The sequence below is a fragment of the Bradyrhizobium barranii subsp. barranii genome (assembly GCF_017565645.3).
Taxonomy (GTDB): domain Bacteria; phylum Pseudomonadota; class Alphaproteobacteria; order Rhizobiales; family Xanthobacteraceae; genus Bradyrhizobium; species Bradyrhizobium barranii.
Window position 1 is genome coordinate 704,329 of sequence record NZ_CP086136.1, and the last position, 18,350, is coordinate 722,678.

The following is an 18,350-nucleotide window of genomic DNA, read 5'->3' on the forward strand; positions in this document are numbered from 1 at the left end:
GTTCATTGTCTGATGATCACCGCTTCCAAGGCCTTCATTGCATTCTGCCTGCTCGCGGTGGGCGGCACCCTGCTGGTGATCGGTCCCACCGAGCTGCGCCGCCTGCTGCCGGGCGGCGCGCAGACCGAGATCGCCGTCGCCGCCAAGCCGGAGGCAAAGCCCGAAGCCAAAGCGGAGACCAAGCCAGAGCCGAAGCTGGACGAGCCAAAGCTCGCCGCCGCGCCATCGGCGCCCCCGGCCTCCGCGCCGAAGGTCGATGCGCTGGCCGAGACGCAGAAGCAGGCCACGGCGCTGGCCGATCTCGTGCCGGCCAAGCCGCCGGCGGCCACGACCGATGCCGGCCCGCGGTTCGACGTCGCGCGCGTCGACGATCACGGCGAGGCGGCGGTGATCGCGGGTCGGGCCGCGCCGGGTGCACAGGTCGAGCTGCTGCGCGACGGCAAGCCGCTCGATACGGTTGTCGCCGATGCCTCGGGCCAGTTCGTGATGACCCCGCCGCAGCTTCCCGCCGGCTCCTATGAGCTGACCCTGCGGGCGAAAGCGCCTGACGGTACCGTGACGCAGTCGGGCCGCAGCATGCCGGTGACCATCGCCGAAGCTGCTCCGCCGCCCGCGCGGGTCGCGAGGCAGGAGCCGGCCCAAGCGCCGAAGCACGCCGAGAAGCCCGACGACAAGTCTGATGTCGTGGCATCCCTGCCGTCGGCATCGGCGCGCCAGGCATCGGCGCATGACAGGCCCACGGTTCAGCCGAGATTTATCGGGGCACCGAAACCCAGGGTCATGGCGCGGGCGCCCGCGGCCACGACCGTTGCATCGGCCTCGCCGGCGGAAATCATCAGCGGTCCACCGGCCGAAGCAGGCGGCAACCGGGTGATCTCCCGCGGCGACAGCCTGTGGGCTCTCAGCAAGCTCGCTTACGGTGACGGCGCCCACTACGCGGTGATCTTCAACGCTAACCGGGGCAAGATCCACAACCCCAACCTGATCTATCCCGGCCAGACTTTTGTGGTGCCGCGGAAGGCGGATTGAGGTCGCATCGGCAACGCCGGTGCGCGTTGCGACGCTTTGCCCTTCGTCTCTCCGGAACATTCGGTTCCCCAGCGCGTCTTTGTGATGCGACCCACTGCGCGCTTGGCGCTGGGAGGAGGCCGAGGTGGTCAGGTCCGCTTTCATGTCCGGACGCATGGGACTGGCGCTGGCGGGCGCTGCTCTCATGATTGCGGCAGTGCTGCTGCCGAATAAAGCCGAGGCGCAGTTCGGATTGCGCGGCGGCCCGCTCGGTGTCGCGCGCTTTGCCGTCGGCCACGTGATCGGCATGACACGCCTGCGCCATGCGCGCATGGCGGTACGGGGCGGCCGATACCGCTCCGCCGCGCTGAGGTCGCAGGATCCTCGCGGCGCCGAACGCGGCCAGCCGGCCAACCCCTACATCCTGCGTGCGGCGCTCACGGCGCAAGCTGCGCTGTCGGGCTGGCACGGTGGCCGCCGCCCGCAGGGCTGGTGGCGCCACCCCGATGGCAGCTATGGCTGGGCGGGCCCGGTGTTCTGGCCGTTCGCGCATGACGACCTCACCACCGCAATCATCCTGGGCGATACGACCAGTCTCTCGCTCTATGGCTATGGCGACATCTACGCCGCGATCTTCGCGCCCTATGCGGCCACGGAGTTCGCCGCCTACACAGCGCCGCAAGGCAGGCGCGCGCGAAAGGTCCCTTCGGTCGAGGCCGTTTGCGATGCCAGCGACACCGGCGGCCTGCCCGTCGACCGTATCGTCGCCCTGGTGCAGCCGAACGAATTGCAGCGCACAGCGCTCGATGAGCTCGCGACCGCATGGCTGGCTGCGCGCTACACCATTCGCACGGCCTGCCCGACGCAGGCCCCCGCGACCGCCGCGGAGCGCCTCGGCCTGATGCAGACGCGCCTCGCGGCCATGATCAAGGCGACGGATGCGCTCGCGCCGCCGCTCGCAAAGTTCGTCGATCTCCTCGATGCCGGCCAGAAGGCAAAGCTCGACGCGCTGGCCAATGAGCGCCGTGCCGCGCTTGCGGCCGGCCAGCGCAAGGACGCGCAGGCGCCAGCCGCCTGCGAGGCCGGTTACGATCCCCGCTATGATGTTCAGGCGCAGCGGCAATACGAGCAGCTCATGCAGCAGCAATGGCCCGCCGGCGAGATAGCGTCCACGCTGAGGCTTGACGACACAGCTCGCGCCCGGTTGGAGGTGCTCCAGGACACCACGCTGCGCACCATGGAGACGCTGAGTGCCTGCCCGTCCAAGACCGAGCTCAAGGCCGAGCCCACGCCACAGGCCCGCCTCACCGCCGTGAAGGTGCGGCTGGAGACGATGCTGCAGGCGGTGAAGGGCGTCGGCGACGCGCTCGACGATTTCGAGGCGGACTTGAGCGACGAGCAGAAGGCCGGCTTCGAGGCGATCGGGCCGAAGCGCGGAGCGTGATCAGCCGCACGCCCAGTCGAACTTCATGTCCTTGAAGTCGAGCTGCGCGTTGCCGCCGCCGAAATTGTAGCCGCCGAAATATTCCTCGAACTCGATGTAGAACGGGCTCATCTCCGGCACGGCCTGGCACGGCCGCATGGTGCCGCCGAGATGGTTGTGCGCGTGATCCTTGCCCCAGTCGTGCAGCCGGAAATTGTCGCGGCTCGGCACGCCGCCGACATAGTAATAGTAGGGCTGATAACCGGTCGGCGGGTTTTGCCTTGTGTGCTCGTCCTGCGGGCCCTTGCCGGCATTGGGATCGGTCGCGCGCGGCACGAGCGCGATCGCGCGGGTCTCGCTGAGATCGGCGCGCGGCTGCGCGGCAAACAGCTTTTTTGCGTAAGGCGCGGCGGCCTCGAAGAAGGCGCTGGCGCCGCCGACGTCGAGCCAGCGTGGCCGATCTGCTGTCGCAAGCGGAAGCGGTGCCGGTGGCGCCGCGAACGCGCCCTCATATTCGGCTTTGGTCAGCAGCAACGCGGCATATTCGTAGTCGAGAATGTCGGTCATGCGCGAAAGCCGCGGATGCGCTGGTCGCGCCGCCACGGCCTCGCGAATCTCGGGATCATCGGGCGCCCCGCCGTCATTGTGATCGGGCGCGGTGGCGAAGAACGAGACCGCGACGATGTCCTCGCCATGCACGCGATAGTCGTCCGGCAGCTTCAACGTAAAACCGTGCATCAGCGGAAAGCCGGTGACGGGATCGAGCGGCCATTGCTCGCTGCTGATGCCCGGCGGCAGGCCAAAGACCCAACCCTGATCGCGCGCACGATCAGCGGGACGGTCCAGCATCTGCAAATCATACGCGCGCGAAGGCAAGGCAAACGCCACGATCGTCTCCCATCCGGATTCTCGCCTCGCCATCGAGGCGATGGTTAGTCGCGGGGAGGAGGGATGTGGTTCGTGGGCGCGGTGTGGGAGATGATACCATCCTGCCGGTGTTTTGCCCGACGTGTCAAACCGCTCCGGCACCCGCGTAAGTCATTGATCCGACAGTCCCCGCCTACTGTGCATGGGGTTGTTTTCGCGGTTTTTGTTGTTGGCTACCCTCTCCGCCGCGCTGCGGACGCATCCACCACGTTCTCCACTTGCTCGCGCCAGGACAAAATTTCCATCGCCAGCACGGGGTGGTTGAACCCCTTGAGCACGAGGTCGTCGAGCGCGCGGGCTTCGACCCAGGGCTCGACGATGCCGTAGACGCGGCGGCTGACCACGATCTGGTTGGCCTTGGCTTCGTCGCAGAGACGCGAGGCGAGGTTGGTGACGCTGCCGATCGCGGCATATTCCAGCCGCTGCTCGAAGCCGACCTGGCCGAGCGTGGCATAGCCGAGCGCGATGCCGATGCCGAAGCCGAGCGTGTGCCCGCGGTTGCGCCACTTCTCGGTCAGCGGGCCGATCGTGTCGCGCATCTCCACTGCCATCTGCACCGCGCGCCGCGTGTGGTCCTCGAACTGGATCGGCGCGTTGAACAGGATCATCACGCCGTCGCCGGCATATTTGTCGAGCGTGCCCTCGTATTTGAAGATCAGCTTGCCGAGCGCTGCGTGATATTCGCGCAGCACGTTCATCGCCTCTTCCGGCTCGGTCGCCTCGGTGAAGGCGGTGAAGCCGCGCAAATCGCAGAACAGCACGGTGACCTCGCGGCGATGGCTGTCGAGCAGCGAGTCATGACCATCCGATGAAGCGATGAGCTGGGCGACCTGCGGCGCGAGAAAGCGTTCGAGCCGCTTGATGCGGCTGATCTCGCCGAGCTGCTTCTCGACGCGCTCTTCCAGTGAGCGGTTCCAGTTGCGAAGCTGCTCGGTCTGCTCCTGGAGCTTGGCCGCCTGCTGCTGCACGGTGTTATGCGCCACGGCGAGCTCGCGGCCCTTGTGATCGACCTCGGTGAACAGCCGCGCGTTGCGCATCGCCAGCACGGCCTGGTTGGCAAAGGTGCGCATCAGGCCGGTGAGGCTTCCGCCGAACTCGCCGCCGGCCCGGCGCAGCACCACCAGCGAGCCGAGCGTGCCCTGCTGGTCCACCAGCGGCACCACCAGCACCGAGTGGAAGCCGGCATCGACCGCGACGTCGCGCAGCGGCTGCTCGGAGGCCCGGTCGAGATCGGCAATCGCGATCGGTTCGCCGCTCTCGGCGGCATCGCTCAGGATGTTCGCACCCTGCTGGATCGTGACATGCGCGCCGTCGGCCGATTTGTCGATGCCGTTGGATTCGATCAGGTTGAAGCTGCGCGTCTCGGCATCGAAGCCGTAGATCAGCACCGCATCAGCATGGGTGATCTCGATCGCGCGCGCCGCGATGGTCGGCAGCACGGCGTTGGAATCGAGCGAGGAGGCGACCGCACGGCCGACCTCTTCCAGCGCCTTGAGCTCGTTGATCGACTGCGCGAGATCGCGGGTGCGCTCCTCGACCTTGGTCTCCAGGTCCGAATAGGTTTCCTGGAGCTGGCCGGCCATGCGGTTGAACTGGCCGGCGAGGTCTTCCAGCTCGTCGGAGGTGTGGACGTCGATGCGGTGGCTGAAATCGCCTTCGCCGAGCTTGTGCGCGCCGTCGCGCAGCGCCGTGATCGGGATGATCATGCGGCGGGCGAGCAGCGTGCCGGCGAGGATCGCGACCATCAGGCCCATGCCGATCAACAGCGCGATGCGCACGAGCTGGTCGCGGATCGGCATCAACGCCTGCGTCGTCGGCTGCTCGAACATCACGTTCCAGCCGAGCTTCGGCACGGTGCTGGCGGCGCTCATCACCGCATGGCCGTTGAAGTCGGTGCCCGAAGTGTCGGGCTCGCGGCCGGGCGCAATCGCCGCCGCCACCTGCGGCAGCTTCGACAGGTCCTTGCCGACATCGGGCCCTTTCGACGACGTCGCCAGCACGCGGCCGCGCGGATCGACCACATAGGCGAACGCGGCCTTGCCGACCTGGGCGTCGGACAGGAAGTCGGAGAGGAAGCTGAGGTCGATTTCGGCCACGGTGACGCCGGCATTGAAGCCGGAATGCGCCACCGAGATCGACATCATCGGCGTCCGGTCGGAGAACCAGGCCGGCGCGTAGCTGACGCCGCGGGCAACCGTATCGGTGAAGCGCATGTCGCGGGAGAGGTCGGCATTGCCGCCGGTCGTGGTCGTCTGGCGCGAGACGCGCAGCACCTCGCGTCCCTCGCCGTTGAGCTGGAACAGCTGATTGACGACTGAGACCTGGTGCAGGAGCGATGCGTAGTCGGCGCGGCGCTTCTCGAGCGTGTCCTGGCTTGCCCGCGTCACCCAGCTGATCTGGCGCTCGAGCTCGGAGATCGACTGCTCGATCCGCCGGGCGGCTCCTTGCGCCTTGTCGTCGAGCCCGTCGGTCAGCTGGGTCTTGGTGGCGCGATAGGAGATCCAGGTCTCCATCGCGCCGTTGACGGCGAGGACAAACACGACGAGGCCGACGAGGGAGACGACGTACTTGGCGAACAGGCCCTCGCGCAGAAACCGTGTCTTGTCTTTCGCTCCCGCCATCCAGATCCTCTCGCGCCGTCATCGACGCCGGCGCTACGGGCCGTACCGGTCCAGGCGCCCTTCTACCACAATTCGGGCCACGGGACCGTCCCGCGACCTGTGGACCGGCCAGCGTGGTTACCCGCTGTCGAGGGCGGGCTGGGCCGGAAGGGTCGTGAATTGTCGCGGCCTCATCCCTTCGGATGAAGCGGCGGACCGGGAGGCCGATGTAAGGATTGGCGTGGAGTCCAGTACGTTGGTCGGCCAATCATCGATTAAAGAGCTGTCGCAGCACGTCGTTCATCGGCTGGCTGTCCTGCTGCACCACCGCCGGGTCGTCTTGGACCGGAGCCTGGGCCGGGGGCGCGGGAGAAGCCTGCGGAGCGGGGGTGGACGGTGTTGCCGGCAGGCCGCGGCTGCGGCCGGTGCCGGTGCTGGTCCCCGCGCCGCCGGAAAGCCCCTGCTGGATCAAATTGCCGATCGCCTCGCCCAGCGGGCCGCCGAGCGGGTTGTTCTGTCCCGGCTGCTGGGTTTGCGGATTGGCATTGCCGGCCGCGTTGCCGCTGCCCGGCGCGGCGGCGCCGCCCAACCCGAGGCTGCCCAGGAGATTGCCGAGCCCGGCGCCGTCAGGGCCGAACAGGCCCTTGCCCATCTCGCGCAGCTTGGCATAGGCGGCGTCCGGATTGTCCAGCATGCCGGCCATGTCGGGGTAGATCCGCGGCTGCGACCAGCTGCCCTGGATCATCACGGGAATGCCGAAGCCGACCGGCTCCGACGCGCGGCCCTGGCCTTCGGTGGTCATCACGAGCTTCGGCTCGACGCGAAAACCCATCATCTTGGTGTCGAGGGCGATGGTGCCGGCGCCGGTCACGCGCACCAGCGGTCCGATCAGATTGAGATCGGTCGTCACCGCCTGACCCTTGTCGATCCGGAAGGACGCCGAGAGCTGCGACAGATCCGTGCTCTGGGCCTCACTGTCCTGCCAGCCGGACAGCGTGCCCGATGTCAGCGAGCGGATCATCTGCGCGATGTTGATGCCGCGGATGGCGCCGTCCTGGAAATTGACGAAGGCCGTGCCCTGCATGTTCGCCATCAGCGCGCGCTGGCTGGTGCCGGCGCTGCGCAGCGCCAGCTTGGCCTGCAGCTTGCCGTCGATCCGGTCGAACTCGGCAAGGCCCTGGAGCAGCGGCAATGCGCGCACGCCGACGAGATCGGAATGCATGGCAAAGCTCGGCGCACCGCTTGTGGCATCCAGGATCACCTCGCCCGAGACCTGGCCGTCATAGGCGCCGAGATTGGCGGTGCCGGCCTTCAGCACGCCGCCGGCGAGCTTCGCATCGAGTGCCAGCGGCGCGAGGCGCGCATCGCCGATCACGGCCTCGTTCGCGGAGATCCTGATCTGTGCGTCGACATAATTGAGCCCGGACACGTCGATCGGTGCATCGCTCCAGGGCTGTCCCGACGTGCCCTCCGGCGATTTCGCCACCGGAATCGCGAGCCGCTGGAAGTCGAGATCGACCTTGACCAGAGGCTTGCTCGCAATATCGACCGAGGCCCAGCCGTTGAAGGCCCCGTCGCCGAGCCTGCCGTTCACGCCGTTGATCATCACGACATCGCCGCTCAGCCGCATCTCGGCATGACCGGTGAGCTGGGATTTCAGCACATCGGGCATGTCGATGGCGAAATCCACCGGAATGGTCGGCCGGTCGGCTGGCGGCGCCGGCGTCGACGCCTTGATGTCGAACTTGGTCGGGTGATCGCCGACGCGCGCGGTGCCGGCGATGTCGACCTTGCGGTCGCGGCCAACGACGGCGTCGGCGTTGATGGCGCTGATGCGGCCCTCGACACGGTCGCGCACGCGCGCGAATGCGACTTCACCGTCGATGACCTTGACGCGGTCGATGGTCGCACCACCGGTGTCGAGCGCCAGCGGCTTCGACGCGGTGCCTGCATTCGGCAGTCGCTCACGCAGCAGCGGCTGGTGGAGCACGGGATGGGTGACGACGAGTTCGCTGATCTTCGGGCTGCCCGACCATACGCTCGAGAGCGACATGTCGGCCTGCACGCTGTCGACCGTCAGGCGCGTGATGCCGCTGCGGTCCTTCGGGTCCTGAAGCGTGAGATCGTTGAGCGTGACGTTCAGCGTCGGCCACAGGCTGATCTTCGTGGTGCCGTCGATGGACAGGCGATAGCCGGTCGCGCTCTCGACCCGCGAGGCAATCGTCGTGGTCAGGAATCCCGAGGGAATCCTGACCACGAGGAGAAGCCCGATCACGATGATGACGGCGGCTATCGCCGCGCCGGCGAATTTCACTGCTCTCATGTCGACTTTCCAACGACGGACAATCGGCGGCGAATCCCGCAGATGACCGTCCTATGCATCCGTCCTTTGCGCCTGAGTTTATCCCCGGACGGGAAGCGGCTCCAAGCACGTAAAAATAGTCAGGGGGGCTGCAAAGTTATGTGACTTATGACACACTTCGCCGGCGCGGTATTACGCGATCCTGATTTGATGGTTCCAAGCGATTTGCCAGGGAAACTGGCTAAGGAAATTCACAAGGACATTGAAATGAGCAAGCAGGCCGAATTTGCGGTCATCCTGAAGATGAACGCGATGTTCGCCGATCTCGGCGCAGACGAGCTCCAGCGGCTGTCGAATCTCTGCCACACCCAGCATCTGGGGAATGGCGAGGTGCTGTTCCAGAAGGGCGATGCGGGGGACGCGCTGTTCGGCGTGCGCCGGGGCCAAGTCCGTATCGAGACCGGCGTCTCCGACGGCAGCCGTCTGACCCTGAACTTCATGGGGCCGGGCGACCTGTTCGGCGAGGTCGCGGTGCTGGACGGCCAGAGCCGGACTGCGGATGCGACCGCAGGCGAAGCCAGTGAATTGTTCGTGCTGCGGCGCGAAGATTTTCTCAGCTTCCTCGAACGCGAGCCGAAGGTCGCGATCAAGATCATCGCGCTGCTGTGCCAGCGCATCCGCTGGCAGAGCGAGCGCATGGAAGAATCCATGCTGCAACCGCTGCCGGTGCGGCTGGCGCGGCGGCTCTGCGCGCTCGCCGCCGATTTCGGCTCGGAGGTCCACATCTCGCAGGAGCAGCTCGGCATCTTCGTCGGCGCGGCCCGCGAGAGCGTCAACCGCCAGCTTCAGGCCTGGCGCAAGGAAGCGATCCTCGATCTCCAGCGCGGCCGCATCCTGCTGCGGAACATGACCAAGCTGACGGCGATCGCGCGGAACGAGTAGGGTCAACTGATCGGGAGCCTGCGCCGGCGGACACGATCCCGGTCGATGGTGATGATGCTGCCCTGGATTTCGTCCTCGGTCAGGGCGGATAGAACCTCCGCCAGGCGGGTCCGGACGGCGACCTCTGTCCAGTCGCCGCCTCGAAAAAGAATGAGACTTGGGCTGTCGCTGCCCGCGGTTGCGAGCAGGCGAGGATAATCGAGATCCGCCGTGACGACCGTGCGCGCCTCCTGCCTGGCGCGATCGATGATTTCAACGTCACTCGCAGCGTGAAGCCCGATCACGGAGGCGTGGACGGCATCATGCCCCCTCTCTGTCAGCCAGTGCGACAGCACTGGCGAAAGGGGCATGTCGATGAGGAATTTCACTTTGCCGGAACGATGGGATGCAGCTCGACGGCTTCATCCTCGGCAAGGAGGGCCGCGTAGCGCAATGCTTCGTCGATGTCTTCGCGCTCGAGATACGGGTAATTATTCAAAACGGATTCTCGAGTCTCGCCCGCCGCCAACAGGCCAAGTAGTCGTGCGACCGGAAACCGCAGCCCGCGAATACAGGGCTTGCCGGTGCAGACTGCGGGGTCGATCGTGATGCGCGTGAAAGTCATTGGAGTAACATAGCGCCTCGGGGTGCCCTTCGCCAGTACACCCCGTCAGGCCGCTTGCTTGGAATCTACTCCGCCGCGGGGTGCACCATGCCCTTTTTATCCGGCGCCGCGCCGTGATGATCGGCGGTCTCGGCATCCTCGCTGTGCACGATCAGCCGCTTGGCGAATCGCCAGATCAGGGCGCCGAGATCGTCCATCACCATGAACATCGCGGGCACGAACACCAGCGACAGGATGGTCGAGAAGATCAGGCCGCCGATCACCGCGAGCGCCATCGGCGAGCGGAACTCGCCGCCGGCGCCGACCGCGAGCGCGCTCGGCGTCATGCCCGCGGCCATCGCGATCGTGGTCATCACGATCGGGCGCGCGCGCTTCATGCCGGCGTCGATCATCGCTTCCTCGCGCGGCTTGCCGGCGCGGATCGCCTCGATGGCGAATTCCACCAGCATGATCGCGTTCTTGGTGACGATACCCATCAGCATCAAGATGCCGATCCAGACCGGCGTGGTGAGCTGCTTGCCGGTGATGAGCAGTGCGGCGATGGCGCCGCCGATCGAGAGCGGCAGCGAGAACAGGATGGTGATCGGCTGCAGGAAGGTGCCGAATAGCAGCACCAGCACGGCGTAGACCATCATCAGGCCCGCGGTGATCGCAGTGGCGAAGCCGTCGGACAGTTCGTTCAGGCTTTCGGCGTCGCCGGAGGGCGAGACCTTCACGCCCTTCGGCCGGCTCTTCATCACCGGCAGGTCGTAGATCTTCTTGGTCGCGTCGCCGAGGGCGGCGGAGCCGACGAGGTCGGCGGCGACGGTTGCCTGCCGCTCACGATCGTAGCGGTTGATGCTGGTCGGACCCTGGTCGAGCTTGACGTCGGCGATGACCGAGAGCGGCACGCCGCCCTTCTCGCCGCGCTCGCCGAGCGGCACGCGCAGCTGTTCGAGCGTCCTCAGATTACCGCGCGCGGCGTCCTCGAGCTGGACGCGGATCGGCACCAGGCGGTCGCCGACGTCGAACTTGGCGAGCGCGGGCCCGACATCGCCGATGGTGGCGACGCGGATGGTCTGCGACAGGCTTTCCGTGGAGACGCCGAGGCGCGCGGCGAGATCTGCGCGCGGCTCGATGCGCAGCTCGGGCCGCTCGAGCGTGGTTTCCGAGATCACGTTGGAGATCGTCGGAATCCGCTTCATCTGCGTCGCGAGCTCGCTGGCGACGTTGTTGACGATGTTGGCGTCGACGCCGGTCACGACCAGCGAGATGGCGCGCAGGCCGTTCTCGTCGAGGAACCAGAAGCGGATGTCGGGAACGTTCTCCAGCTCCTGGCTGATCGAGAATTCGAGCTCGCGCTGAGTGATGTCGCGGCTGTCCTTGGGCGTGTAGTTGATGATCAAGGAGGCGCGCCGGACTTCCTGGGTGCCCGGCGGGACGCGCCCGCCATCGACGAAGATGCTCTTCACCTCCGGCCGCTTGCGCAGGCGTGCGACGATGTCCTCGGTGACCTTCTCGGTGTAGGCAAGCTGGGTGCCCGGCGGCAGCTCGAGCGCCAGCAGCGAGCGCGCGCTGTCCTGCGCCGGCAGGAAGCCCTGCGGCAGCAGCGTGATGCTCCAGATTGAGGCGGCGAACACCCCGAAGCCGATCAGCACGGTGATGAAATGGTGCTTCACCGACCAGGCCACGATCCTGTGATAGGCCCGCAGCACGCGGCCGGGCGGCGGCTCTTCGTGCGCATGGTGCTTGAGGAAGTAGGCGGCCAGCACCGGCGTGACGAAGCGCGCCGCGAGCAGCGAGAAGAACACTTGCACCGAGACGGTGATGCCGAACTGCTTGAAGAACTGTCCGGCGATGCCCGACATGAAGCTCGCTGGCGCGAAGATCGCAATGATCGTCAGCGAGATCGCGATCACCGCGAGGCCGATTTCGTCGGCGGCCTCGAGCGCGGCGCGGTAGGGCGACTTGCCCATGTTCATGTGCCGGACGATGTTCTCGATCTCGACGATGGCGTCGTCGACGAGAATACCTGTCGACAGCGTGATGGCGAGGAAGCTGACGAGGTTCAGCGAGAAGCCGAGGAGGTCCATCGCCCAGAACGCCGGGAAGATCGACAGCGGGAGCGAGATCGCGGCAATGATGGTGGCGCGCAGGTCCCGCAGGAACAGGAGCACGATGATGACGGCAAGGATGGCGCCTTCGAACAGGGTCGAGATCGCCGCGTGGTAATTGCCGTTGGTATATTCGACCGAGGTGTCGATCACCTTCAGGTCGACGTCGGGATAGGCGGCCTTCAGCGCGTCGATGCGCTTCTGCACGGCCTCGGCCACCTTCACATCGCTGGCGCCCTTGGATCGCTTGATGCCGAGCGCGACCACCGGCTCGCCGTTGAAGCGGGCGAAGGTGCGGCGGTCCGCGATGGTGTCGGTGACGGTGCCGAGATCGTCGAGCCGGACCTCGCCGCCGCCGAACAGCGGGATCATGGTGCCGGCGAGATCGCCCAGCGTCTTGGCGCCCGCGAGCGTGCGGATCGCCTGGTCGTTCTTGCCGATCTCGGCGCGGCCGCCGGCGACGTCGACATTGGTGCCGCGCAGGCTTTGGCTGACATTGACCGCGGTCAGCCCCATTGCCTGCATCCGGTCCGGATCGAGCGAGACCAGGATCTCGCGCTCGACACCGCCGATGCGCTCGACCTGGGCGACGCCGCGCACGCCCTGCAGCGCGCGCTTGACCACGTCGTCGACGAAATAGGAGAGCTGTTCGGGCGTCTTGCCGGGCGAGATCGCGGCATAGGTGACGATCGGCAGGCCGATGACGTCGACGCGCTGGATCAGCGGCTCGGTGACGTTCTGCGGCAGGTTCGATCGTACCCGCGTCACCGCGTCCTTGACGTCGTTGAGCGCGCGGTCGGTGTTGGTCTCCAGCGCGAACTGGATGGTGGTCACGGACACGCCGTCGGTGATCGAGGAGGTGATGTGCCTGACCCCCTCGACGCCGGAGACGGCATCTTCAACCGTCTTGGTGACCTGGGATTCGAGCTCAGCGGGTGCTGCGCCGAACTGCGACACCACGACCGAGATCACGGGAATGTCGGCCGAAGGCAGCCGCGTCACCGCGAGCTTGGTGAAGGACACCCAGCCGAGGACCAGGAGGATGATCGAGAAGACGACCGACGGTAGCGGATTGCGGATCGACCAAGCCGAGATATTGAGAGCCATCAGCGTACCCGCGTGCGATCGAGTTCATCGGCGAACATGGTCTTGATCTGGTCGCCGTCATGGAGCGAAGAGCCGGCGTCGGCCACGACGATTTCGCCGACCTCGAGGCCTTCCAGGATTTCCGTCGCGCTGTCGGACGACAGCCCGACCCGTACCTTGCGCGTCTCGACAATATTGTTTTTGACGACCTGAATGGTGAGATGGTCGATCGCGGTCTTGGGGATCGAGACGCCGCAGCTTCGCTTGGCGTCGATCGAGGCGCGGGCAAACACGCCGACCTTGAGCGATGGATTGTTGGTGACGCTGATGCGGACGCGGCCGAGCTGCGTGGTGCGGTCGATTTCGGGCGCGACCAGCCGGACCCGGCCGATCAAATCGGGCGCGTCATCGCGGCTGATGCGCACGGTCGCGCCGGGATTGAGCTTGGGCATGTGCACCGCCGGGACCTGGGCGTCGAGCTCGATCTCGTTGTTGACGGCGATGCGGAACATCGGGCCGGCCTGCGGCGAGGCGGGCGCGCCGACGATGGTGCGCACTTCGGTGACGAGGCCTGGCGCAGGCGCCTTCAGCGAGATCGGGCCTTGCGGGCCGGGTCTTTGCGGCTGGCCGGGGATTTGCGGCGGCGCCGTCAGGCGCGCCAGCTCCTGATTGTCGGTGACCATGGCGCCTTCGGTGACGAAGAGGTCGGTGACCCTGGAGCCTTCCTGGTCGGCGACGACCACGGCCTCGCGGCGTGGCACGAAGAAGCCGGTCACCCGCACGAGGTCGGAGAAGCAGGCGTTGGTCGACTTCGTCACGATGACGAGCGCCTCGCTCGGCGTTTCCTTCGCCTCGGGGCGATGCCGATGCTCGAACAGATAATAGCCGACGCCGAGCGCAACGACGAACACCACGGTTCCGGCAGGCTTGAGATATTCGGAGGCGTTCATCGCCGGATTGTCCTGGCCTGGCTCACGGCCATCCGCACGAGGCCTGCTGAGAGCGTTTCCCTGAAATAAAGCGGCGTCCCGCAAGGCTGCGGGACGCGCTTTTGAAGCAAGACTTTACACCACATCACGACTTGGCACTTCAAAGGATTTGGCACTTCAAAGGATTACGTCGTGCTCTCACTTCGATGCGGTGGTCTTGTTTTCCATGTTGACGACCTGGACCCGACGATTGACCTCCGCCATCGGCTGGGCCGGGTCCTTCAGCTTGCTCTTGCCGTAGCCGACGGTGACGAGATCGGTCGCGGCGATGCCATACTTGTCGACGAGGTAGCGCTTGATCGAATCCGCGCGGCGCTCCGACAGGTCCTGATTATAGCCCTCGCCGCCGGCGGCGTCGGTGTGGCCGGCAACCACGAAGGTCGAGCCCTTCAGGTCGGGGCTGGTCAGCGCGCGACCGAGTGCCTGTACCGAGGCGAGCGACTTGGCGCTGATATTGGCCGAGTTGTAGTCGAACGTGATTTCAAGATCGATATTCGGCTTGTCCTTGGCCACCGACGCGATCTCTTCGCGCTCGGTCGACGAAAGCGAGCGCGTCGAGCGGCCGCGCACGGACTGGATCAGCTTGGTTTCCGCCGCACTGGGTGCGGGATCGGCCTGCGGGGCGATCGAGAGGCCGCGGGTCAACGGCTTCTTCGGCGGCGGCGCTAGCGCGCGGACGATCTCGTCCTCGGTGACGTTCTTGCTGTTGCCGTCGTCGCCCGCGAATGCGAGCGGGGTCGTCAGCGACAGAGCGGCGCCGACCGTGATGATGGACAGGATCGCGGTAAATCCCTTTGCAGCCAATCTCATTGCCAGTCCCTCCTGCGCAGCTGACCGCGCGGTTCCAAAATTCCTGCAATGGCCCCCCGGGAAAGGCCGCCTGCGGCATCCGTCGGTTAGTCTTCCCTGAGCCGCTGAGGGTTCGAGGCGTCTGTCGCCTCAACTCAAAAAAATACTAGCGTACTCCGTAGCTTGCGAACTCCTGAACAATGTTCGGGTCCATCGCCTTGGCATTGGCGATGTCGAGCGCGCCTTCCTGCGCCGAGCCGTTGCGCTGCTTGGCAATCCCGCGGCCAAAGAGCGAGGAGGTCAAGCGCGGGTTGATCTTCAGGGCTGCGTCGAAATCGGCGATGGCGTTCTTGACCGCTCCCGATTTCAGATTGACGAGCCCCCGGCTGTCCAGCGCATCGACGAAATTCGGCCGCAGCCGCAGCGCCTCGTTGCAATCCTTCAGCGCGCCCTGGAGGTCGCCGACCACGGTGCGGGTCCAGCAGCGGTTGTTCAGCGCCTCGACGTCCTTCGCGTTGATCCGAAGCGTCTCGTCGAAATCCTTGATGGCCAAATTGTAGGCGCCCTTGCTGGCATAGACCTGACCGCGCCGGTACAGCGCATTCACGTCATCAGGATTGGCGGCGATCTTGGCTGTCAGGCCCTTGATGGTCGGATCCTCCGCCAGCGCGGCCGCGCTCGGCCCGCTATCCATGCTCGGTGCGGGGGTGGTCTCGGCTGGTTTCACCGGCGGTGGCGCCGGCGGCAAGGCGGCCTCGACCTGCGGTTTCGGTGAGGGCGCCGGAGCAGGAGCAGGTGCTGGCGCAGGTGCCGCTGCCGCTGCCGTGTCCGCCGGCTTCGGCGGCGGAGGCGGTGCGGGCGGAGCCGGCGGCGGGTTGTTGGCGACGACCGGCGGCGGCGATGGCGGCGGTGCCGTCATCGACGGACGCGATCCGCCGGCGCCTGGAATGAAGGAAAAATCCTCGGCGAGCGACGAGGAGATCCACGGCACCTGTTCGCCGCGCGAGGCGCGGGTGACGCCCATCTTGGTGCGGTTCAGCGTCTCCTCGGCCATCAGGTCGGGGACGCGGATCTCCTTCAGGAGCTCCTGGACGAACAGGCTGTGCTCGCCGCCAGCGTCCGAGACCACCGAGGCCAGTGCCGCCGAGTACATCACCAGCGTGCCGTTCGGCGCGATGACCGGCGTCAGGCCGGCCGAGAAGCTACGGAACCGGCGCTCGAAGGGATTGCGCCTGGAGGCGTCGACCAGCGCGATCTTGACGCCCGCGCCGCGGGTATTGAGCTCGCCGAGCACGGTCTCCAGGCTGAAACCGTCGCGGCGCACGTCGGATTCGGTCCAGATCTGCGCGTCGATCGGCAGCATGTAGCTCTGGCGCGCCGACTGGATGCCGAAACCGCTGAAGAAGATCAGCGCCACCGAGCCCGGCTTGATCTTGCCATAGAGCTTGTCGAACGCGCGGCGCATGCCGTCGCCGGTCAGGTTCTCGCCGATTTCAACGGAAAAGCCGTCGCGCTTGAGCTCGTCGGCGACGTCGCGCGCGTCGTTGAGCGGTTCCTTCAGCGGGGCGTCCGCGTCCGGATATTTGGCGTTGCCGATGACCAACGCATAACGGTCGCCGGCGGCCAGGGATGGCGCAACCGGGACGAGCGAAACGAGCAAGGGCAGAAGAAAAAGGAAGCGAATTTTCATAATCAGCGCGGTCCAGCCAAAAAGGCGCCGTTACCAGCTTGCGCCGCGGCGACCTTAACTTACGCAATGTGCATTATCAAACCGCGGAAGGGGGGCGTCAACCGCTTGGAGATTCGGCATTATCGCGACAATTGACCGCGATGCATGGGCGCGCCGGGAGGGGAATAAACGGACTGTCACGGTTGTGCTCGGCGCCATCTGGTTCGACTCTGCGGCAGGATGCTGGAGCGGCCGCGACAAAGAAGATGTGAGGGGTCTCACATAGCAGGCTGGACGCTGTCGCAGCCCTCCGGTGTTTGACCTTTGCTGCGGACAATGGCTTGGTGCGCTCGATCGTCCCCGAAGGTCCAACTCAGAAAAGAAAACCATGGGAAACGCCTACGAAATCTACGCCCTGCGTTATGCGACGATGTCGCCACGCACCCCCAACATGAACTTCCTTCAGCCCGACCCGCATGACAGCGCGGCGCAGGATCTCGACTATTTCGTCTGGCTGATCCGAGGGCAGGGCCGCGAGATCCTGGTGGACACCGGTTTCAACGCCGAGGAGGCGAGCGCGCGGGCGCGCAAGCTGACGCTCAATCCGGTCGATGCGCTGGAGCGCTTTGGCGTCGCGGCGTCGAGCGTTCGCGACATTATCGTGACGCATCTGCATTACGACCACGCCGGCAATCTCGATCGCTTCTCGAACGCGCGCTTCCATCTCCAGGAGCGCGAGATGGCTTACGCGACGGGACGCTGCATGTGCAACGGACTGCTGCGACATCCGTTCTCGGTCGAGCACGTCACGCAGATGGTGCGCCATGTCTATGGCGAGCGCGTCAATTTCTATTCCGGCGACGGCGAGATCGCGCCCGGCGTCACCGTGCACCGTGTCGGCGGCCATTCCGACGGCTTGCAGGTGGTCAAGGTCGAGACCGCGCGCGGGCCGGTGGTGCTGGCGTCCGATGCCGCGCATTACTACGCCAATCTGCAGCGCAAGAGCCCGTTCCCCATCGTCTACAATATCGGTGACATGGCGCAGGGCTGGGAGACGATCGAACGCCTCGCCGGTCATCCTGACAGGTTCATTCCCGGCCACGATCCGATCGTCACGGAGATCTATCCGCGTGCCAGCGACAAGGTCGATGCCTGGGCGCTGCATTTGCCGCCGTCGCGGTCGTTTGCGAAATGACGGAATCCGGGGCGTGTACTTGCGAGTCCTAAGCGCGGCTCAGATCAGGCGGGCCTGATGTCCGCTGCGCTCCTGAAAGCAGCGCGCAAAGGAGCATCGCCGGAGGTTCGATTCGGGCCATTTGCGGAAAAAGGGCCCTGCTATCATAGGTATCTTTAATTTTTGAGTGCCTCCTGATCACATCGATCACTACGCCCTTGGGGCCGAGGGGCCGATGAATCTGTTACGCCCCGTGTCGCCGTGCATTCGCGCTGCTCTAATGCGGGAATGAACGCTAACTTTCCGTTCTTGAAATCGAACGCTCCGAAATAGGTCCAAGTATCGGAAGGTGTTCCGTACCGAAGGGTATCGATGGTGCGCCCTTTTGGGTCAACCATGTAGTCATCATAGGTTGGCCCCAATACCGCGACCCGTCCGTCACCAATGAGATAGATGCTCGTTCTTGGCCAGTGCGTCCAGTCAAAGGCGGACATGCCTTGTCGGATCACACCGGCAGCATTTCTTACGACGAGGTAGCGCCCCGAGTCGTTGCTCCAGTGCAAATAAAACTCAAGTCCGATAGTGGCTTCCGAGTTAGGAAGCACGGTCTCCGCAGTTTCGGCAGGAACAAGCATCGATCTGACGATATACCAAGATACGGGAATAAAGAGCGTCAAGATCGGCGCAGTGATCAGCATAAGAGCGATCAGCAATAGACGAGCTCTCGTTCGCCGCACTCGGGCG

14 protein-coding genes are annotated in these 18,350 nt (G+C 65.7%); 4 read left to right on the forward strand and 10 right to left on the reverse strand.

Going from position 1 to position 18,350, the window contains the following annotated elements:
- Window positions 1-12 precede the first annotated feature (12 nt).
- Together J4G43_RS03475 and J4G43_RS03480 are read left to right on the forward strand one after the other, a co-directional pair.
- On the forward strand, window positions 13-1,029 hold the full coding sequence (locus J4G43_RS03475; RefSeq protein ID WP_208084002.1) for a LysM peptidoglycan-binding domain-containing protein: 1,017 nt from the start codon (window positions 13-15) through the stop codon (window positions 1,027-1,029).
- Between the two features lie 142 nt (window positions 1,030-1,171).
- Window positions 1,172-2,452 (forward strand): Spy/CpxP family protein refolding chaperone, encoded by a 1,281-nt coding sequence (locus J4G43_RS03480; RefSeq protein ID WP_208089234.1) that lies wholly within the window; start codon window positions 1,172-1,174, stop codon window positions 2,450-2,452.
- On the opposite strand, the gene J4G43_RS03485 is transcribed toward J4G43_RS03480, so the two are convergent.
- The 3 genes from J4G43_RS03485 to J4G43_RS03495 form a co-directional block, all read right to left on the reverse strand.
- On the reverse strand, window positions 2,453-3,319 hold the full coding sequence (locus tag J4G43_RS03485; RefSeq protein WP_208084003.1) for a hypothetical protein: 867 nt from the start codon (window positions 3,317-3,319) through the stop codon (window positions 2,453-2,455).
- 212 nt (window positions 3,320-3,531) lie between these two features.
- Complete coding sequence (locus J4G43_RS03490; RefSeq protein WP_208084004.1) at window positions 3,532-5,979, reverse strand: adenylate/guanylate cyclase domain-containing protein; 2,448 nt, start codon at window positions 5,977-5,979, stop codon at window positions 3,532-3,534.
- A gap of 247 nt (window positions 5,980-6,226) precedes the next feature.
- Window positions 6,227-8,281 (reverse strand): AsmA family protein, encoded by a 2,055-nt coding sequence (locus J4G43_RS03495; RefSeq protein WP_208084005.1) that lies wholly within the window; start codon window positions 8,279-8,281, stop codon window positions 6,227-6,229.
- 246 nt (window positions 8,282-8,527) lie between these two features.
- On the opposite strand from J4G43_RS03495, the gene J4G43_RS03500 reads away from it, so the two are divergent.
- On the forward strand, window positions 8,528-9,202 hold the full coding sequence (locus J4G43_RS03500) for a Crp/Fnr family transcriptional regulator (RefSeq protein ID WP_028149299.1): 675 nt from the start codon (window positions 8,528-8,530) through the stop codon (window positions 9,200-9,202).
- Window positions 9,203-9,204: 2 nt separating this feature from the next.
- On the opposite strand, the gene J4G43_RS03505 is transcribed toward J4G43_RS03500, so the two are convergent.
- From J4G43_RS03505 to J4G43_RS03530, 6 genes are all read right to left on the reverse strand, one after another.
- Window positions 9,205-9,570 (reverse strand): DUF5615 family PIN-like protein, encoded by a 366-nt coding sequence (locus J4G43_RS03505; RefSeq protein WP_208084006.1) that lies wholly within the window; start codon window positions 9,568-9,570, stop codon window positions 9,205-9,207.
- The gene (locus tag J4G43_RS03510; protein WP_166346499.1) at window positions 9,567-9,806 is read right to left on the reverse strand and encodes a DUF433 domain-containing protein; all 240 of its coding nucleotides are present in this window, start codon (window positions 9,804-9,806) and stop codon (window positions 9,567-9,569) included. Before J4G43_RS03510 ends, J4G43_RS03505 begins: the two co-directional genes overlap by 4 nt.
- Window positions 9,807-9,871: 65 nt before the next feature.
- Window positions 9,872-13,006, reverse strand: a complete 3,135-nt coding sequence (locus J4G43_RS03515) for an efflux RND transporter permease subunit (RefSeq protein WP_208084007.1) — start codon at window positions 13,004-13,006, stop codon at window positions 9,872-9,874.
- Entirely contained in the window at window positions 13,006-13,935 is a 930-nt protein-coding gene (locus tag J4G43_RS03520) for an efflux RND transporter periplasmic adaptor subunit (RefSeq protein ID WP_071908567.1), read from the reverse strand. The genes J4G43_RS03515 and J4G43_RS03520 overlap by 1 nt, the downstream gene beginning before the upstream one ends.
- Window positions 13,936-14,112: 177 nt before the next feature.
- Window positions 14,113-14,784 (reverse strand): OmpA family protein, encoded by a 672-nt coding sequence (locus tag J4G43_RS03525; protein WP_208084008.1) that lies wholly within the window; start codon window positions 14,782-14,784, stop codon window positions 14,113-14,115.
- 145 nt (window positions 14,785-14,929) lie between these two features.
- Window positions 14,930-16,453: a caspase family protein gene (locus J4G43_RS03530; protein ID WP_208084009.1), complete on the reverse strand. Its 1,524-nt coding sequence runs from the start codon at window positions 16,451-16,453 to the stop codon at window positions 14,930-14,932.
- Window positions 16,454-16,820: 367 nt separating this feature from the next.
- On the opposite strand from J4G43_RS03530, the gene J4G43_RS03535 reads away from it, so the two are divergent.
- Window positions 16,821-17,627: an N-acyl homoserine lactonase family protein gene (locus tag J4G43_RS03535; protein WP_063980498.1), complete on the forward strand. Its 807-nt coding sequence runs from the start codon at window positions 16,821-16,823 to the stop codon at window positions 17,625-17,627.
- Between the two features lie 155 nt (window positions 17,628-17,782).
- On the opposite strand, the gene J4G43_RS03540 is transcribed toward J4G43_RS03535, so the two are convergent.
- Complete coding sequence (locus J4G43_RS03540) at window positions 17,783-18,319, reverse strand: hypothetical protein (RefSeq protein ID WP_208084010.1); 537 nt, start codon at window positions 18,317-18,319, stop codon at window positions 17,783-17,785.
- Between the last annotated feature and the right edge of the window lie 31 nt (window positions 18,320-18,350).